Raw genomic sequence first — 15,578 nt, forward strand, 5'->3', positions numbered from 1 at the left:
TGACCGAATAATGAAGATCATCCTGACCCACGAGGTCTCTGGCCTCGGCACCGCTGGCGACGTCGTCGACGTCAAGGACGGTTACGCTCGCAACTACCTGGTCCCGCGTGGTTTCGCGATCCGCTGGACCAAGGGTGGCGAGAAGGACGTGGCGCAGATCCGCCGCGCCCGCAAGATCCACGAGATCGCGACCATCGAGCAGGCCAACGAGTTCAAGGCCAAGCTCGAGAACGTCAAGGTCCGTCTGGCCACCCGCGCGGGTGACGCCGGTCGTCTCTTCGGTTCCGTCACGCCCTCCGACATCGCCACGGCGATCGAGGCGTCCGGTGGCCCGAAGGTCGACAAGCGCCGCGTGGAGCTGGGCTCCCCGATCAAGACCCTCGGCTCGTACCAGGTCTCCGTGCGTCTGCACGCTGACGTGGCCGCGACCGTCGGCATCGAGGTCGTCGCCGCCTAAGGGCTGCGCATGAAGGGCCGCACCCCTGTGGGGGTGCGGCCCTTCTTCGTTGTTTCACGTGAAACATGAGCCTGCTCATCGGCCCTGTTTCACGTGAAACAACGCGTCGGGGCTCCTCAGGGCTCCTCAGGGCTCCTCCGGGCTAGCGCGTGGCCCCGGCGACCAGCCAGCGGCCCGAGCGGGCGCGCAGCTGGAGGGTGACCATCCGGACCAGCATCATCAGGGTCATGGCGCACCAGAGGGCCGTCAGGCCGCCGCCCAGGGCCGGTACGAGCAGGGCGGCCGGGGTGAAGACCGCGAGGGTCAGGAGCATGGCCCAGGCCAGGTAGCGTCCGTCGCCCGCGCCCATCAGGACGCCGTCGAGAATGAAGACGATGCCGGAGACGGGCTGCGAGAAGGCCACCACGAGCAGGGCCGGCAGCAGGGCGTCCTCGACGGCGGGGTCGCTGGTGAAGAGCGGGATGAACACCGGTCGGGCCGCGATCACGAGGAGGCCCAGGACGATGCCGGAGACGATCCCCCACTGCACCATGCGGCGGCAGGCGGCCTTGGCCCCCTCGGTGTCGCCCGCGCCGAGGTAGCGGCCGATGATGGCCTGCCCGGCGATCGCGATCGCGTCGAGCGCGAAGGCGAGCAGGCTCCACAGGGAGAGCAGGATCTGGTGGGCGGCGATATCGGCGTCCCCGAGGCGTGCGGCCACGGCGGTCGCGATCAGCAGGACGGCCCGCAGGGACAGGGTGCGGACCAGCAGGGGCGCACCCGCCTGCGCACAGGCCCGGATGCCCTCGGCGTCGGGTTTCAGGGAGGCGCCGTGCTTGCGGGCGCCCCGGACGACCACGATCAGGTAGGCGGCGGCCATGGCCCACTGGGCGATCACCGTTCCCCAGGCGGAGCCCGCGATGCCGAAGCCGGCCCCGTAGACGAGGGCGACGTTCAGGCCTCCGTTGAGGGCGAAGCCGCCGATCGCGACGTAGAGCGGGGTGCGGGTGTCCTGGAGGCCGCGGATGACGCCGGTGGCGGCGAGGACGATGAGCATCGCGGGGATGCCGAGGGCCGAGATCCGCAGGTAGGTGAGCGCGTACGGGGCGACGGTGTCGGACGCCCCGAAGAAGGAGATCAGGGTGGGTGCCGTGGGGAGCACTACGGCGACCACGGCCGCACCGAGGAGCAGGGCGAGCCAGATGCCGTCCATGCCCTGCCGGATGGCGGCCTGGAGGTCGCCCGCACCGACGCGGCGGGCCACGGCGGCGGTGGTGGCGTAGGCGAGGAAGACGAAGATGCTCACGGCTGTGGTGAGCAGTGCGGCGGCGATGCCGAGACCGGCCAGCTGGGGTGTGCCGAGGTGACCCACGATGGCGCTGTCGGCCATCACGAAGAGGGGTTCGGCTACGAGGGCGCCGAAGGCGGGGACGGCGAGTGCGAGGATCTCGCGGTCGTGTCGTCTCGGGGCAGCCTTCGGCGCGGTGGGGGCCTGTCTCATGTGCTCAATCTAATCTTCCACAGGTAATAGACACAAGGCCTATTGGATCCTTACCGATACGCCGATTCGAGCGTTCGTCGCACCTCGTTGGAGGCGATCTCGAGACAGTGGCGAAAAATTTTCTCTCCCACAGCCGGTGGAGGGAGAAATCCCAGGTCAGGTGGGGTAAGTGGGTGGGGCAGGTGATTTTGTCCACAGCGCCGTCCCCCGGTCCGTGCACAGCTTCCGGGGAGTTACCCACAGCATTGGCGCCGTCATCCACACCTCATCCACACAGCCTGTGGATAACAAGATTGGCTGACGTCGCCGGCGGCCCTACCGTTGGGCGTTGTCCGACTCGCCGAGAGCCGATTCGGGTGCCCCAAATGTCAGAGCCGTGTCGTAGAAAGAGTGACACGGCAAGGTCCGCGTTGCGGACGGGAGGAGGCGGCCCGGTGAGCATGTCCGAGCCCATGGACGACCCCTGGGCCGACAGCGGTCCAGGTGACCGTCTGCCCGCCCGTCCGCGCCGCAACGGCGAAGGCCGTGGCCGCGGGGACGAACAGAGCGATCGGGGCCGTGAGGGCGGCTCCTGGGACGGCGGTGGCGGCGGCTTCGAGCGGGTCCCGCCCCAGGACCTCGACGCCGAGCAGTCCGTCCTGGGCGGCATGCTGCTGTCCAAGGACGCCATCGCCGACGTGGTCGAGGTGCTGAAGGGCCACGACTTCTACCGCCCGTCGCACGAGACGATCTACCAGGCCATCCTGGACCTGTACGCCAAGGGAGAGCCGGCCGACCCGATCACCGTCAGCGCGGAGCTGACCAGGCGCGGTGAGATCAGCAAGGTCGGCGGAGCCCCCTACCTGCACACCCTGGTCCAGTCGGTCCCCACGGCGGCGAACGCCGAGTACTACGCGGAGATCGTCCACGAGCGGGCGGTCCTGCGCCGGCTGGTCGCCGCGGGTACGAAGATCACGCAGATGGGCTACGCCGCCGACGGGGACGTCGACGAGATCGTCAACAGCGCCCAGGCAGAGATCTACGCCGTCACCGAGCAGCGGACCTCCGAGGACTACCTGCCGCTCGGCGACATCATGGAAGGCGCCCTCGACGAGATCGAGGCGATCGGTTCCCGCAGCGGCCAGATGTCGGGCGTCCCGACCGGCTTCACGGACCTGGACTCGCTGACCAACGGTCTGCACCCGGGCCAGATGATCGTCATCGCGGCCCGCCCCGCCATGGGCAAGTCCACCCTCGCCCTGGACTTCGCCCGTGCCTGTTCGATCAAGGCCAACCTCCCCAGCGTCATCTTCTCCCTCGAAATGGGGCGCAACGAGATCGCGATGCGCCTGCTCTCGGCGGAGGCCCGGGTGGCGCTGCACCACATGCGCTCCGGCACGATGACGGACGACGACTGGACCCGGCTGGCCCGCCGGATGCCGGACGTCTCCGCGGCCCCGCTCTACATCGACGACTCCCCGAACCTGTCGATGATGGAGATCCGGGCGAAGTGCCGCCGGCTCAAGCAGCGCAGCGACCTGTCGCTCGTCGTCATCGACTACCTCCAGCTGATGCAGTCGGGCGGCTCGCGCCGGCCCGAAAGCCGCCAGCAGGAGGTCTCCGACATGTCCCGAAACCTCAAGCTCCTGGCGAAGGAGCTGGAGGTCCCGGTGATCGCGCTGTCCCAGCTGAACCGTGGTCCCGAACAGCGCACCGACAAGAAGCCGATGGTCTCCGACCTGCGTGAGTCCGGTTCGATCGAGCAGGACGCCGACATGGTGATCCTGCTGCACCGCGAGGACGCGTACGAGAAGGAGTCCCCCCGGGCGGGCGAGGCGGACCTGATCGTGGCGAAGCACCGTAACGGTCCGACGGCCACCATCACCGTGGCCTTCCAGGGCCATTATTCGCGGTTCGTGGACATGGCCAACACGTAGCATCCGCACCATGGATGCCGCACTGAACGATCATTTCCTCCTGCCCGCGACCAGGCGTGCGCTGAGTCACCGGATCGCGGTCGCGCAGCGCGAAGGCCGCTCCCCGTCTCTGGTGGCGGCCGTGGTGCGGGGCGGTGAGGTGGTCTGGGAGGGGTCCCGGACCATGGTCGAGGGGCATGGCCCCGACGGAAACGTGCAGTACCGGATCGGGTCGATCACCAAGACGTTCACCGCCGTGCTCGTGATGCGGCTGAGGGACGAGGGCCTGCTCGAACTGGGCGACCCGATCGAGAAGTTCCTTCCGGGTACGGGCGTCGGCGAGGTGACGGTGGGGCAACTGCTGTCCCACACCTCCGGACTGGCGGCCGAGACGCCCGGCGAGTGGTGGGAGCGCACGGCGGGCACCCTGCGGCCGGAGCTCTCCGACGTCCTGGGCGAGCGCCCCTTCCGCTTCGAGCCCGGACGGCGCCACCACTACTCCAACCCCGGCTACACCCTGCTCGGTTCACTCGTGGAGGCCGTCCGGGGGAGGCCCTGGGAGGAGGCGCTCCGCACCGAGGTGCTGGAGCCGCTGGGGCTGGAGCGCACCACCGCGCAGCCGGTGGCCCCGCACGCCGGCGGCTGGGCGGTGCACCCTTGGGCCGACGTGATGATGCCGGAACCCATGGAAGACCTCGGCCTCATGGCCCCGGCCGGCCAGCTGTGGTCCACCACCGGCGATCTGGCGAAGTTCGCCGCGTTCCTCGTACGGGGCGACGCGCGCGTGCTGAGCGCCGGGTCCGTACGCGAGATGCGGACGTCGGCCACTCCCCCGGAGCCGGGTATCGCCGACCTCGGATACGGACTCGGGATGCAGCTGACGCTGAACGGCGGCCGCCGGATAGCGGGCCACAGCGGCTCGCTGCCGGGGTTCCTCGCCGGGCTGTGGCTGAGCGAGGAGGACGACGTGGCGGCGGTGGTGCTGGCCAACTGCACCTCGGGGCTGCCCGCTTCGACCCTCGCGGCCGAACTGGTGGGCATCGTCGCCGAGGCCGAGCCGCGGATCCCCGAGCCGTGGCGGCCGCTGCGGGAGGCCGATCCCGTCGCTCTGGAGCTGTGCGGCCCCTGGTACTGGGGCACGTCGGCCCAGGCCGTACGGCTGACCTTTGACGGGTTCCTGGAGCTGGGCCCGGTGGGCGGGAGCGGCCGGGCCGCGCGTTTCCGGCAGGAGCCGGACGGCAGCTGGACGGGACTGGGCGGCTACTACGCGGGTGAGTCGCTGCGGGCCGTACGGCGGCCGGACGGATCGGTGAGCCACCTCGACCTCGGCTCGTTCGTGTTCACCCGCGAGCCCTATGACCCGCAGGCACCGGTGCCCGGCGGGGTCGACCCGCAGGGCTGGCGGGGCATCGGCTAGCGGACCGCGCTCCTCGGTGGTGACGAGGGGAAGGCTGCTCATCCTCCCGATCGTGGGCCGGGCCGCCGACAGCGACCCGGCCCACACGGGGTCTCAGAGCTGGAGCTTGAACCCGACGTGGGAAGCGGTGAAGCCGAGCCGCTCGTAGAAGCGGTGGGCGTCGGTGCGGCTCACGTCCGAGGTGAGCTGGACGAGCGCGCAGTTCTCGGAACGGGAGCGCTCGATCGCCCATTCGATGAACCGGGTCCCCAGTCCACTGCCGCGTTCGTCGGCGTGGACGCGTACGCCCTCGATGATCGAACGGGTGCTCCCCTTGCGGGAGAGTCCGGGGACGATCGTCAGCTGGAGGGTTCCGACGACGCGGCCCGCGCGGACGGCGACGACCACGTGCTGGTGCGGATCGTTCGTCAGCCGCTTGAGCGCCGCCGTGTACGGGCCGAGGTCGTCGGGGGACTCCCGGGTGGCGCCGAGCGGGTCGTCCGCGAGCATCGCGACGATCGCGGGCAGGTCCTCCTCGGTGGCGGGACGGATGAGCAGCCCGGAGGCGCTGTCGGTCATGGTCTGGTGCTCCTCGCTCAGCCGGCCGCGACGGTGAGCGGGGCCCAGCGGCGGGTCCAGTCACCGGGCAGACCGGGGATGTCCCGGGTCATCACGGCATTGAAGGCCACGGAGCCGAGACCGCGGTCCTTGAGCCAGCCGAGCAGCTCTTCGTGGCGGACGTCGACATCGGTGCGCAGGTGCCGGTCGGTGGTGGCCGCGAGGGCGGTGACGAGGGCCTGGGCCGTGCCGGTGTCCCGGGCCACCAGCGGTCCGATGACATGGGTGTCCATGTTCGGCCAGATGGCTCCGTAGCCGATCAGTTCCCCCGAGGGATCCTCGGCGACGAGCAGCCGGTCCGTGAAGGCGGGCAGCCGGGTGACCAGATGGGTCCGGTCGGCGCCGAAGACCTCGGCGTCCAGCCGGAGGATGCGGGGGATGTCCCCGGCGCCGGCGGGCCGGACGCGGACGGCTTCCTGTGCGGGGGCGGCGGCATCCGGGCTGAAGGAACCCCGGAGCATCTCTGCGCGGCCGGTGGTCTCGAAACCGAGCTCCTCGTAGAGGGGGCGTCCGTACGGGGTGGCGTGCAGGGTGAGCGGAACGCCCTTGAGGACGTCGTCGCAGATGTACGTCATCAGGCGTCGGCCCAGACCCTGGCGTGCGTAGCGCTCGGCGACCAGGACCATGCCGATCGCGGCGAGTTCCGGATCGGCCAGCGGAGGCCCGTAGTGGGTGACCACGCAGGCCGTGGCGAGTCCCCGGCCGTCGGGGGCGTCGATGCCGTAGCCGTGTCCGGCGGCGAGCAGCAGGCCCCATTTGTGTTCCTCGCGGGGCCAGCCGCGGTCTTCGGAGAGATCGGCGCAGTGGTGGAGGTCGTCCACGGTCAGTGCGCGGATGGGGAGGGCGGTGAGATGGGGTGGTGTCACGGCCTCAGCCTGGTTCATCGAACCGGGCCGGGTCCAGGGGATTTGGGGTGGATGTTTCACGTGAAACATCGACGCGTCGCGGACGCGGCATCGACGCGTCCGCGGCCCACTGTTTCACGTGAAACCAACGCACTAACCTCGTTGGCTATGACCCTCCTCCACCTGTTCGACCTCGACGGGACACTGATGTACGGCTCGGCCTCGCCGGTCGAGATCTCCCGGCAGCTCGGGCTGTCCAGCGAGATCGCCGAGCTGGAGCGGGCCTTCGTCGCGCAGAAGCTCCAGCCGCACCAGTTCGCACTGGCGGTGCAGGAGCTCTGGACGGATCTGACTCCGGCACACGTCCGGGCGGCGTTCGACGGGGCTCCGTGGCTGTCGGGGATCCGGGATGTCTGGCAGGAGATCCGTGCGCGCGGGGACTACTGCGCGGTGATCTCGCTGTCGCCGTCGTTCTTCGTGGAACTCCTGCTGGAGTGGGGCGCGCACGCCACGCACGGTTCGGTCTTCCCGGAGGTGCCCTTCACCCGCCTGGTGGACGTGGCCGGGATCCTGACACCGGCAGCGAAGGTCACGGTCGCCGACCGGCTGTGCGAGCGGTTCGGTGTCACCCGGGCCGACTGCGTCGCGTACGGGGACTCCAGCACCGACGTGGCGCTCTTCGAGGCGGTCCCGCTCTCGGTCGCGGTGAATGCCCGGCCGTACCTGGTGGAGCGGGCGACGCACGTCTACGAGGGCCGGGACCTGCGCGAGGCATACCAGCTGACAGGGGTGGCGCGCACTGGAGTTGAGGCATCTTAAGGGGAAAGTGGGTTCGAAACGCGGATTTCCCGCATTTCCCCGCAGGCTCTGGGGCGGACTGGCACGCTGTGAAACCCGGAACCACGGATTCGAAGGCCGTGGCGTGTGCAGACCTACCGAGATGCTCGAAGCGAGGCACCGCATGGACGCTCCGCCCACCAGATCGGCAAGACGGGGGCCGTCCCGGATACCGTCCGGGGACGGTGAGCCCGAGCCCTCCCCCGGACCTTCCCCCGAGCCCTCCCCCGACGCCGTGCTCATCCGCCGGACCCTCGCGGAGATCGCACCTGTCGCCGACCGGGTGACCTCCTACTTCTACGCCCTCGTGTTCACGGCCCACCCGGATCTTCGGGGGATGTTCCCCGCCGCGATGGACGTCCAGCGCGACCGGCTGCTGAAGGCACTGCTCACGGCCGCCGAGCACATCGACAACCCCGAGGTGCTCACCACCTACCTGCGCAGGCTGGGCACGGGGCACCGCAAGTACGGAACCCGGCCCGAGCACTATCCGCCGGTGGGTGAGGCCCTGATCGGGGCGCTGGCCAAGTACGCGCAGGACACCTGGGGGCCGGAGACCGAGGCCGCCTGGGCCCGGGCGTACACCGCGATCTCCCAGATCATGATCGACGCGGCGGCCGAGGACGAGCCCAAGGCGCCGCCGTGGTGGCACGCGGAGGTGGTCTCCCACGATCTGCGCACCTCCGACATCGCGGTGATCACCGTCCGCCCCGACCAGCCCTACACCTTCCTCGCGGGCCAGTACACGAGCCTGGAGACGCCGTGGTGGCCGCGGATCTGGCGGCACTACTCCTTCGCCTCGGCCCCTCGAGCGGACGGACTGCTGTCCTTCCACGTCAAGGCCGTTCCCGCGGGATGGGTCTCCAACGCGCTCGTCCGGCACGCCCGGCCCGGCGACGTGCTGAGGCTCGGTCCTCCGGCGGGGTCGATGGTGGTCGACCACAGCACCGACAACGGAATGCTGTGCCTGGGCGGCGGCACGGGGATCGCCCCGATCAAGGCGCTGATCGAGGACGTGGCCGAGCACGGAGAGCGGCGCCCGGTGGAGGTGTTCTTCGGGGCGCGCAGCGACGACGACCTGTACGACAAGGACACCCTGCTGGGGCTGCAGCGCTCGCACCCCTGGCTGTCGGTGCGCCCGGTGGTCTGCGACGAGGGCCTTGCCGGGCAACTGCCGCAGGCCGTCGGCACCCACGGGCCCTGGAGCTCGTACGACGCGTTCGTCTCGGGGCCGGCCGCGATGATCCGCAGCGGGGTGGACGCGCTGAAGAGGATCGGGATCCCCCATGAGCGGATCCGGCACGACGAGGTGGAGGAACTGGCGGGCGTCGCCGGCTGATCGCGGCGGCGCCCGCGTGCGGTGGGTCAGCCCAGGTCGGGGGCGTGCATCGCGCGCACGCCCTCGATGTTGCCGTCGAGGTAATGGCGCAGGGACAGCGGGACGAGGTGCACCGCGGCGATGCCGACGCGGCTGAAGGGCACGCGGACGATCTCGTATTCGCCCTCGGGCTCGTCGATCTCGGGGCCGTGTCGTCGGCTGGGGTCCATGGATTCGAGATGGCAGACGAAGAAGTGCTGCACCTTGACGCCGGTCACTCCTTTGTCGGCGATGTGCTCGACGGTGTCGACGAAGCAGGGCACGACATCGGTGATCTTCGCGCCGAGTTCTTCGTCGAGCTCTCGGTGGAGGGCGTCGACGACGGTCAGGTCCGAGGGCTCCACGCCCCCGCCGGGGGTGAGCCAGTACGGGTCGACGCCGGGTTTGGTCCGCTTGATGAGGATCAGGTCGCCACCGTCGAGCAGGATCGCGCGGGCGGTGCGTTTGACCACTGGACGTTCGGTCATGGGAGAAGAGTGGCCCAGACTTCCGCTTCTGAAACGCGTGCCGGTGAAACCCGCCGGGCGGGGAACCGGGCGGGCCGAGCCGCACCAGGGCGTGCTCGGACCGCCTCCGGCCGGCCGGTCAGCTCTTCGGGGCCGCCAGGTCGAGTGCCCGCAGCACGTCCGCGACCAGGTCCTCGGTGTCCTCGGCCCCCGCGGAGAAGCGGATGAATCCCTCGGGAACGTCGTCGCCTCCCCACCGCCGGCGGCGCTCCGCGGTGGACCGGACCCCGCCGAAACTGGTGGCGTCCTCGACGAGCCGCAGGGCGGCCATGAAGCGTTCCGCGTGCGCGCGGTCGGCCAGGGTGAAGGAGACCACGGAGCCGAAGCCCCGCATCTGCCGCGCGGCCGTCTTGTGGGACGGGTCCGACGGCAGGCCCGGGTAACGCAGCCCGGTGACGTCGGCGCGGTCGCGCAGTGCCTCGGCGACGGCGAGCGCGTTGGCCCACTGGCGCTGGGCGCGCAGCTGGATGGTGGACAGGGACCGGTGCGCGAGCCACGCCTCCATGGGGCCGGGGATCGCGCCGACCACCTTGCGCCAGCGGCGGATGCCCGCGGCGAGCTCGGCGTCGCGGCAGACGACGTAACCGAGCAGCAGGTCGCCGTGGCCGGTCAGCCCCTTGGTGCCGCTGGCCACCGAGAAGTCGGCACCCAGTTCGAGGGGGCGCTGGCCGAGCGGGGTCGCGAGGGTGTTGTCGACGGCGACGAGGGTTCCGCCCGCGTGCGCCGCGTCCACGAGGCGTCGCACGTCGCAGACGTCGAGTCCCGGGTTGGACGGGGTCTCCAGCCACAGCAGCCGGGCTCCGTCGAGCACCGAGAGCTGGGCGTCCTCGCCGGTGGGGGCGGTGCGCACGTGGACCCCGTACGCCTCCAGCTGCTCCCGTACGAGGGGCAGCACCTGGTAGCCGTCGTCCGGCAGGACGACGGTGTCGCCGGCGCGTGCCTGGGAGAGGAGTACGGCGGAGACCGCGGCCATGCCGGAGGCGAAGACGACCGTGTCGACCCCGTCCAGGCCGGGGGCCTCCAGCTCCCCGATGGCCCGCTCCAGCAGGGTCCAGGTGGGGTTGGTGTCCCGGGCGTAGGCGTAGGGGCCCTCGACGTCGCCGGGAAGGTGGAAGTGGGCGGCGAACACGGGGCCCGGCAGCGGAGGCTCGTTCTTGACGGGCTCCGGCAGGCCGGCGCGGACGGCGACGGTGCCGTCGCCGAGCCGCTCCTGCCTCGGGGTCGCGGGGTCGGGGGCGCTCATGGGGTGTGCTCCTTCACGGCTTCGCTTACGGCGGCCAGCAGGCCGGGGCTCGCCGCCTCGACCAGCTGCAGGCACTCCTCGAATCCGTCGAGGGGCCCGTAGTAGGGGTCCGGTACGTCGCTCCGCTCGGCGGAGGCCGCCGGGTCGTAGGACCGCAGCAGCCGGACCTTGGCGGCGTCCTCCGCGGTGGGGGCGAGCGCTCTGAGATCGCGCAGGTGCCCGGCGTCGAGCGCGATGACGAGGTCGAGGCCGGCGAACCAGGAGGCCCGGAACTGCCGGGCCCGGTGGCCCGGCTCGTATCCCGCGGCCTCCAGGACGGCCACGGTGCGCGGGTCGGACCCGTCCCCCTCGTGCCAGCCGCCGGTGCCGGCGCTGTCGACCTCGACCAGGCCCGAGAGCCCGGCGTCGGCCACGTGGGAACGGAAGACCGACTCGGCCATGGGCGAGCGGCAGATGTTGCCGGTGCAGACGAAGCACACGCGGTACATGGGCCCCGGCTTCAGTTCTTGTCGGGCAGGACCATGTTCAGGGCCCAGGAGACGATGGAGATGATCAGGGCGCCGACGATCGCCGACCAGAAGAAGTCGGCGACGTGGAAGCTGAGGTCGAACTGCTCGGCCAGCCATGAGGTCAGCAGCAGCATCGCCGCGTTCACCACGATGGTGAAGAGGCCGAGGGTGAGGACGAAGAGGGGCAGCGAGAGCAGCTTCACCACGGGCTTGACGATGAGGTTCACCAGGCCGAAGATCAGCGCGACCAGGATCAGGGAGAGCGCTTGGTGGGCCGTGCTGCTTTCGTCGGCCAGGGTGATGCCCGAGACGAGCCAGATGGCGACGCCCAGGGCTGCCGCGTTGGCGAGGGTCTTGACTACGAAATTCGTCATGTGTCTGATCGTTGCAGAGATGGTCGCGGTGGAACATCTGCTGATCTGCGGATGCTCGCCGGACGAGAGAGCACAAGGGGTACGAAGAAGATGAAGGCCTTCCGGCTGGACGCGCTAGAGGCCGAGCGGGCCGCGAACGAGGGTGCCTACCTGCAGTTCCTGCGCGAGCGGAACATGTCGGTCGGGCTGTACGCACTGGACGCCGGACAGAGCGACCCCCAACAGCCCCACGGCCAGGACGAGGTGTACTTCGTGGTGAGCGGTCGCGCCTCGATCACCGTCGGGGAAGAGACGACGACGGTCGCCAACGGCAGCGTGGTCTACGTGCCGGCCGGAGTTCCGCACAAGTTCCACCACATCACCGAGAACCTGAAGGTGATGGTCGTCTTCTCTCCGCCGGAAGGGTGAACGGACCCCGGGACTGAGGGTCCACGGCCCCCGCCCCCTAGGGGGCGGATCAGGGGAGTACGGGGGCTCGCGGGCCCCCGCCGGGGGCCGCGGCCTCCTAGCATCGAGAGCAGGAAGTCACGGATCGCACGGACTAGGAAGAAGAGGTCGAGGACATGGAAGGCATCCGAGGGATATTCGAAGGCATGCCCTGGTGGGTCAAGTGGGTAGCCGTTCCGCTGCTGGTGCTGTTCGTCTTCGGTGGTGTGATCACCAGCATCATCGGTGCGCTGATCGGCTTCCTCTTCAAGGTGCTGCTCCTCGTGGCCCTCGTCGGCGGCCTGATCTTCCTCGTCAGGAAGTTCAAGGGCACCGAGTCGAAGTCCTCCGCCGGAGAGTGGTAGAACTGGCGCATCCAGGGTCACAGTGGGATTAACCCAGCTGAGGGAACGTGAAGCGCCAAACCGCTCACGGCCCGGGAATCGGCGGATAGAGTGGCAATCTGTGCCGTTCCCTGGGCACCGAACGCCGGTAGTACCGCTCTGACCTGCGGTCCTTTTCTACAGCCACCGAGCACGACCCCAGGAGTCACGGCACACGCGGGGGCGGCCCCCGCAGGGCGGGCCCCCCCAAGGCCCGCCGCCACGCCTGGGGGTGAGCTTTGTCTTCGGTTCACAATGCCGGTGTGCCGACTCTGATCGGTTCGGTGCAGCGGGCACTGAGGCTGCTCGAAGCGGTGGGTTCCCATAGTGAGGGAGCCCCGGCGAAACAACTGGCGCGCGAGGCCGGGCTCCCGCTTCCCACCGCGTACCACCTGCTGCGCACCCTGACGCACGAGGGCTATCTGCGCCGGGAGAGCGGGGTCTTCGTCCTGGGGGACGCCGCCGGCCGGCTGGCCGGTGGGGGGCTTCAGCAGAAACGTCGCAGCATGATCCTCGACTCCCTCGCGCACTTCCGCGACGCGGTCGGGGCCCCCGTCTACTTCGCGGTCTACCGCGAGGGTGAAGTCGAGGTCGTGGGTGTCTCGGACACCCCGGCGCACCCTGCCTGCGAGGAATGGGCCGATTTCCGCGAGACCGGCCACGCGCACGCCATCGGGCAGTGCCTGCTGGGCCAGCTCGACGAGAAGACGCGCAAGGACTACTACGACCGGCATCCGGTCGAGGCCATCACCCAGTACACCGTGCGGGATCTACAGGCTCTGGAGCAGCGGATCGGCTCCATGGAGCGGATGCAGCCGGTGACCGAGCGGCAGGAGTACGCCCTGGGTACGGTGTGCGCGGCCATCCCGATCACGGCCGGCGACACCGCCGCGACCATGGCGATTTCTCTCCCTCTCCACCAGGAAAACCGATTGCTGTATGCGGTCGATCGGCTACGGAGTGAAGTAGGCGCGCTGTTGAGCACCCTCTCGTTCTCTATCAGTATCTGAAAACTCACTCCTTGTGATCTGCAAGCGCTTCCACCACTCTTGTCAAGAGGGCCTTGGGGGATCATTCCTGGCCACTTCCACTACAGCGGGGTAGGCAATGCGCGAGTCGGTACAGGCAGAGGTCATGATGAGCTTCCTCGTTTCCGAGGAGCTCTCGTTCCGGATTCCGGTGGAACTCCGGTACGACGCTCGTGACCCCTACGCGGTCCGCCTGACCTTCCACCTTCCCGGAGATGCGCCCGTCACCTGGGCGTTCGGCCGGGAGCTCCTTCTGGACGGCATCAACAAGCCGTGCGGTGACGGCGATGTCCACATCGCCCCGACCGATCCGGAGGAACTGTCCGATGTCCACATCCGGCTGCAGGTAGGCGCAGACCGGGCTCTCTTCCGTGCGAGCGCGGCGCCACTCGTGGCGTTCCTCGACCGCACCGACCGGATCGTCCCGCTCGGCCAGGAGCGCAACCTCGGGGACTTCGAGGAGAACCTCGACGAGGCGCTCGACAAGATCCTGGCGGAGTCGCAGCAGAACGAGCAGAACGCGGGCTGACCGCAGCCCGGCCGGACGCCTGCTGACCAGGGCGCGTCGGCACGCAGCGCGGCACGATCCGCATCAGCGAACCGCCTGCACCACCTGCACCACCTGTATCACCTGCATCACTACTCACCCATACGCACCACGGCTCAGCGTGCCGACGCGCTGAGCGCTCCACCCTGCCGTTCCTCACGACCGGCCGTGTGCGCGAACTGACCAGCCGCGCCCGCCGGTCCGCCATTCAGCGCTTGCGTCGCCGGCCCCGGCCGCCGCGGAGCGGCCCCGAGGCTGCTGCGGCCGCCGGGGATTCCGCGCGGTCGGCGGACACCACCAGCGCGGCCAGCGCCGTGGTCACGGGTACCGAGGCGACCAGTCCGATCGAGCCCACGAGGGTGCGTACGATCTCCTCCGCCACCAGCTCGCTGTTGGCCACCGCACCCATGCTGCTGTTCGCGATCGAGAACAGTAGGAGCAGGGGCAACGCCGCGCCCGCGTAAGCCAGTACCAGGGTGTTCACCACCGAGGCGATGTGGTCGCGTCCGATGCGGATGCCCGCCCGGTAGAGCCCGCGCGGGCCCATCGACGGGTCTGCCTGGTGGAGTTCCCAGACCGCCGAGGTCTGAGTGACGGTCACGTCGTCGAGTACGCCGAGCGATCCGATGATGACACCCGCAAGCAGCAAACCGCTCATGTCGATGTTCGGGTAGAGCCCGTGGATCAGCCCGGTGTTGTCGTCCGTGTTGCCGCTGAGGAACGCCCAGTCGATGAACAGGGAACCCAACAGGCCGATCAGCAGCAGCGAGATGATGGTGCCGAGGACCGCGACCGAGGTGCGGGCCGTCAACCCGTGGCACATGTAGAGGGCGATCAGCATGATCGCGCTGGCTCCGACCACGGCCACGACCAGCGGATTCGATCCCTGCAGGATCGCCGGGAGGATGAACAGGGTCAGCACCGCGAAGCTGACGACGAGGGCGATGAGCGCGAACAGCCCGCGCATCCGCCCGACGAGGACGACCGCGAGGGCGAAGATGCCGGCGAGCAGGGCCATCGGCAGCTTGCGGTTCACGTCGATCACGGAGTACTGGAGATCCCGGGGCGCGTCCGGGGCGTAGGCGACCACCACGTCCTGGCCGTCCGTCAACTGTCGTGGCGCGCCGGGCTGGAGGATCTCGAAGAACTCGCGGCCCTTGTCGGGGCCGCTGCCGACCCTGATGGTGGCCTTCTTGCAGTCGCCGGTCTGCGAGGCGAGGGCCTCGCGCCCCTCGGGGGTGGAGGTGTCGCCGGTGGCGGGCACCTGGGCGGCGTTCACGGATTTGCAGTCGACCTGCTGGAGCGCGACGACCGTTCCCTGCTGGGTCTGCCGGTCGAAGCCCACTCCGGTGCGCGCGTGGTCCGGCGCGCCACCGGGCCAGAGCACCACCATGCCGATCACGACGGCGGCGGCGAAGGGGATAAGGACGGCCGCGATCACCTTGCGCAGGTGCTTCGAGACGGGGGCCGCCGGGCCGTGGCTGTGCGTGTGGCCGTGGGAGTGTCCGGGAGCGCGGTCGGGCGAGTGGCCGGGGTCGGCGTGCGCGTGGCCCGCGTGGCCGGTGTGGTCGGCGTGACCGGCGGGATCCGTGGGGTCAGTGGGGGGCTGCGGCGAGGACGTCACTGGCTGATCATCGCAACAGATGAGGGGGCCCA

Annotated in this window: 17 protein-coding genes; 9 read left to right on the forward strand and 8 right to left on the reverse strand. The window is 69.8% G+C overall.

Going from position 1 to position 15,578, the window contains the following annotated elements; translation table 11 throughout:
- Positions 1–10: 10 nt before the first annotated feature.
- Entirely contained in the window at positions 11–457 is a 447-nt protein-coding gene (gene rplI, locus ACIQV3_RS10890; protein ID WP_243331152.1) for a 50S ribosomal protein L9, read from the forward strand.
- A 142-nt stretch (positions 458–599) separates the two neighbouring features.
- On the opposite strand, the gene ACIQV3_RS10895 is transcribed toward rplI, so the two are convergent.
- On the reverse strand, positions 600–1,937 hold the full coding sequence (locus tag ACIQV3_RS10895) for an MATE family efflux transporter (RefSeq protein WP_403711886.1): 1,338 nt from the start codon (positions 1,935–1,937) through the stop codon (positions 600–602).
- 452 nt (positions 1,938–2,389) lie between these two features.
- Between ACIQV3_RS10895 and dnaB the strand changes: the two genes are divergently transcribed.
- A complete protein-coding gene (gene dnaB, locus ACIQV3_RS10900; RefSeq protein WP_266882008.1) occupies positions 2,390–3,853 on the forward strand; it encodes a replicative DNA helicase in 1,464 nt (487 codons plus the stop codon).
- 10 nt (positions 3,854–3,863) lie between these two features.
- Positions 3,864–5,249 carry a serine hydrolase domain-containing protein gene (locus ACIQV3_RS10905; RefSeq protein ID WP_403711888.1) on the forward strand — a complete coding sequence of 462 codons (1,386 nt, stop codon included), beginning with the start codon at positions 3,864–3,866 and terminating at the stop codon, positions 5,247–5,249.
- A 93-nt stretch (positions 5,250–5,342) separates the two neighbouring features.
- On the opposite strand, the gene ACIQV3_RS10910 is transcribed toward ACIQV3_RS10905, so the two are convergent.
- Both ACIQV3_RS10910 and ACIQV3_RS10915 read right to left on the reverse strand, forming a co-directional pair.
- A complete protein-coding gene (locus ACIQV3_RS10910) occupies positions 5,343–5,807 on the reverse strand; it encodes a GNAT family N-acetyltransferase (protein ID WP_403711890.1) in 465 nt (154 codons plus the stop codon).
- 17 nt (positions 5,808–5,824) lie between these two features.
- The gene (locus tag ACIQV3_RS10915; protein ID WP_403711892.1) at positions 5,825–6,712 is read right to left on the reverse strand and encodes a GNAT family N-acetyltransferase; all 888 of its coding nucleotides are present in this window, start codon (positions 6,710–6,712) and stop codon (positions 5,825–5,827) included.
- Between the two features lie 147 nt (positions 6,713–6,859).
- Between ACIQV3_RS10915 and ACIQV3_RS10920 the strand changes: the two genes are divergently transcribed.
- The gene (locus ACIQV3_RS10920; protein WP_403711894.1) at positions 6,860–7,510 is read left to right on the forward strand and encodes an HAD family hydrolase; all 651 of its coding nucleotides are present in this window, start codon (positions 6,860–6,862) and stop codon (positions 7,508–7,510) included.
- Positions 7,511–7,613: 103 nt separating this feature from the next.
- Positions 7,614–8,867: a globin domain-containing protein gene (locus tag ACIQV3_RS10925; protein WP_403711896.1), complete on the forward strand. Its 1,254-nt coding sequence runs from the start codon at positions 7,614–7,616 to the stop codon at positions 8,865–8,867.
- Positions 8,868–8,893: 26 nt separating this feature from the next.
- Here ACIQV3_RS10925 and ACIQV3_RS10930 read toward each other — a convergent pair whose 3' ends face one another.
- The 4 genes from ACIQV3_RS10930 to ACIQV3_RS10945 all read right to left on the reverse strand — a co-directional run bounded on the left by ACIQV3_RS10930 (position 8,894) and on the right by ACIQV3_RS10945 (position 11,538).
- Positions 8,894–9,373, reverse strand: coding sequence for an NUDIX domain-containing protein (locus ACIQV3_RS10930; protein WP_403711898.1), 480 nt, complete (start codon positions 9,371–9,373; stop codon positions 8,894–8,896).
- Positions 9,374–9,491: 118 nt separating this feature from the next.
- Positions 9,492–10,655 (reverse strand): cystathionine gamma-lyase, encoded by a 1,164-nt coding sequence (locus ACIQV3_RS10935; RefSeq protein ID WP_403711900.1) that lies wholly within the window; start codon positions 10,653–10,655, stop codon positions 9,492–9,494.
- Complete coding sequence (locus ACIQV3_RS10940) at positions 10,652–11,143, reverse strand: low molecular weight protein-tyrosine-phosphatase (RefSeq protein WP_403711902.1); 492 nt, start codon at positions 11,141–11,143, stop codon at positions 10,652–10,654. The genes ACIQV3_RS10935 and ACIQV3_RS10940 overlap by 4 nt, the downstream gene beginning before the upstream one ends.
- An 11-nt stretch (positions 11,144–11,154) precedes the next feature.
- On the reverse strand, positions 11,155–11,538 hold the full coding sequence (locus ACIQV3_RS10945) for a phage holin family protein (RefSeq protein ID WP_403711904.1): 384 nt from the start codon (positions 11,536–11,538) through the stop codon (positions 11,155–11,157).
- A gap of 90 nt (positions 11,539–11,628) precedes the next feature.
- Between ACIQV3_RS10945 and ACIQV3_RS10950 the strand changes: the two genes are divergently transcribed.
- The 4 genes from ACIQV3_RS10950 to ACIQV3_RS10965 all read left to right on the forward strand — a co-directional run bounded on the left by ACIQV3_RS10950 (position 11,629) and on the right by ACIQV3_RS10965 (position 13,904).
- Positions 11,629–11,946 carry a cupin domain-containing protein gene (locus ACIQV3_RS10950; RefSeq protein WP_327305775.1) on the forward strand — a complete coding sequence of 106 codons (318 nt, stop codon included), beginning with the start codon at positions 11,629–11,631 and terminating at the stop codon, positions 11,944–11,946.
- 155 nt (positions 11,947–12,101) lie between these two features.
- Entirely contained in the window at positions 12,102–12,329 is a 228-nt protein-coding gene (locus ACIQV3_RS10955) for a DUF5326 family protein (RefSeq protein ID WP_403711906.1), read from the forward strand.
- 290 nt (positions 12,330–12,619) lie between these two features.
- Positions 12,620–13,357 (forward strand): IclR family transcriptional regulator, encoded by a 738-nt coding sequence (locus ACIQV3_RS10960; RefSeq protein WP_403712301.1) that lies wholly within the window; start codon positions 12,620–12,622, stop codon positions 13,355–13,357.
- A gap of 97 nt (positions 13,358–13,454) precedes the next feature.
- Positions 13,455–13,904 carry an SsgA family sporulation/cell division regulator gene (locus tag ACIQV3_RS10965; RefSeq protein ID WP_243331178.1) on the forward strand — a complete coding sequence of 150 codons (450 nt, stop codon included), beginning with the start codon at positions 13,455–13,457 and terminating at the stop codon, positions 13,902–13,904.
- A 226-nt stretch (positions 13,905–14,130) separates the two neighbouring features.
- Here ACIQV3_RS10965 and ACIQV3_RS10970 read toward each other — a convergent pair whose 3' ends face one another.
- Entirely contained in the window at positions 14,131–15,546 is a 1,416-nt protein-coding gene (locus ACIQV3_RS10970) for a YibE/F family protein (protein WP_403711908.1), read from the reverse strand.
- Between the last annotated feature and the right edge of the window lie 32 nt (positions 15,547–15,578).

This window comes from Streptomyces sp. NPDC099050, assembly GCF_044759865.1.
Classification (GTDB): Bacteria; Actinomycetota; Actinomycetes; order Streptomycetales; family Streptomycetaceae; genus Streptomyces.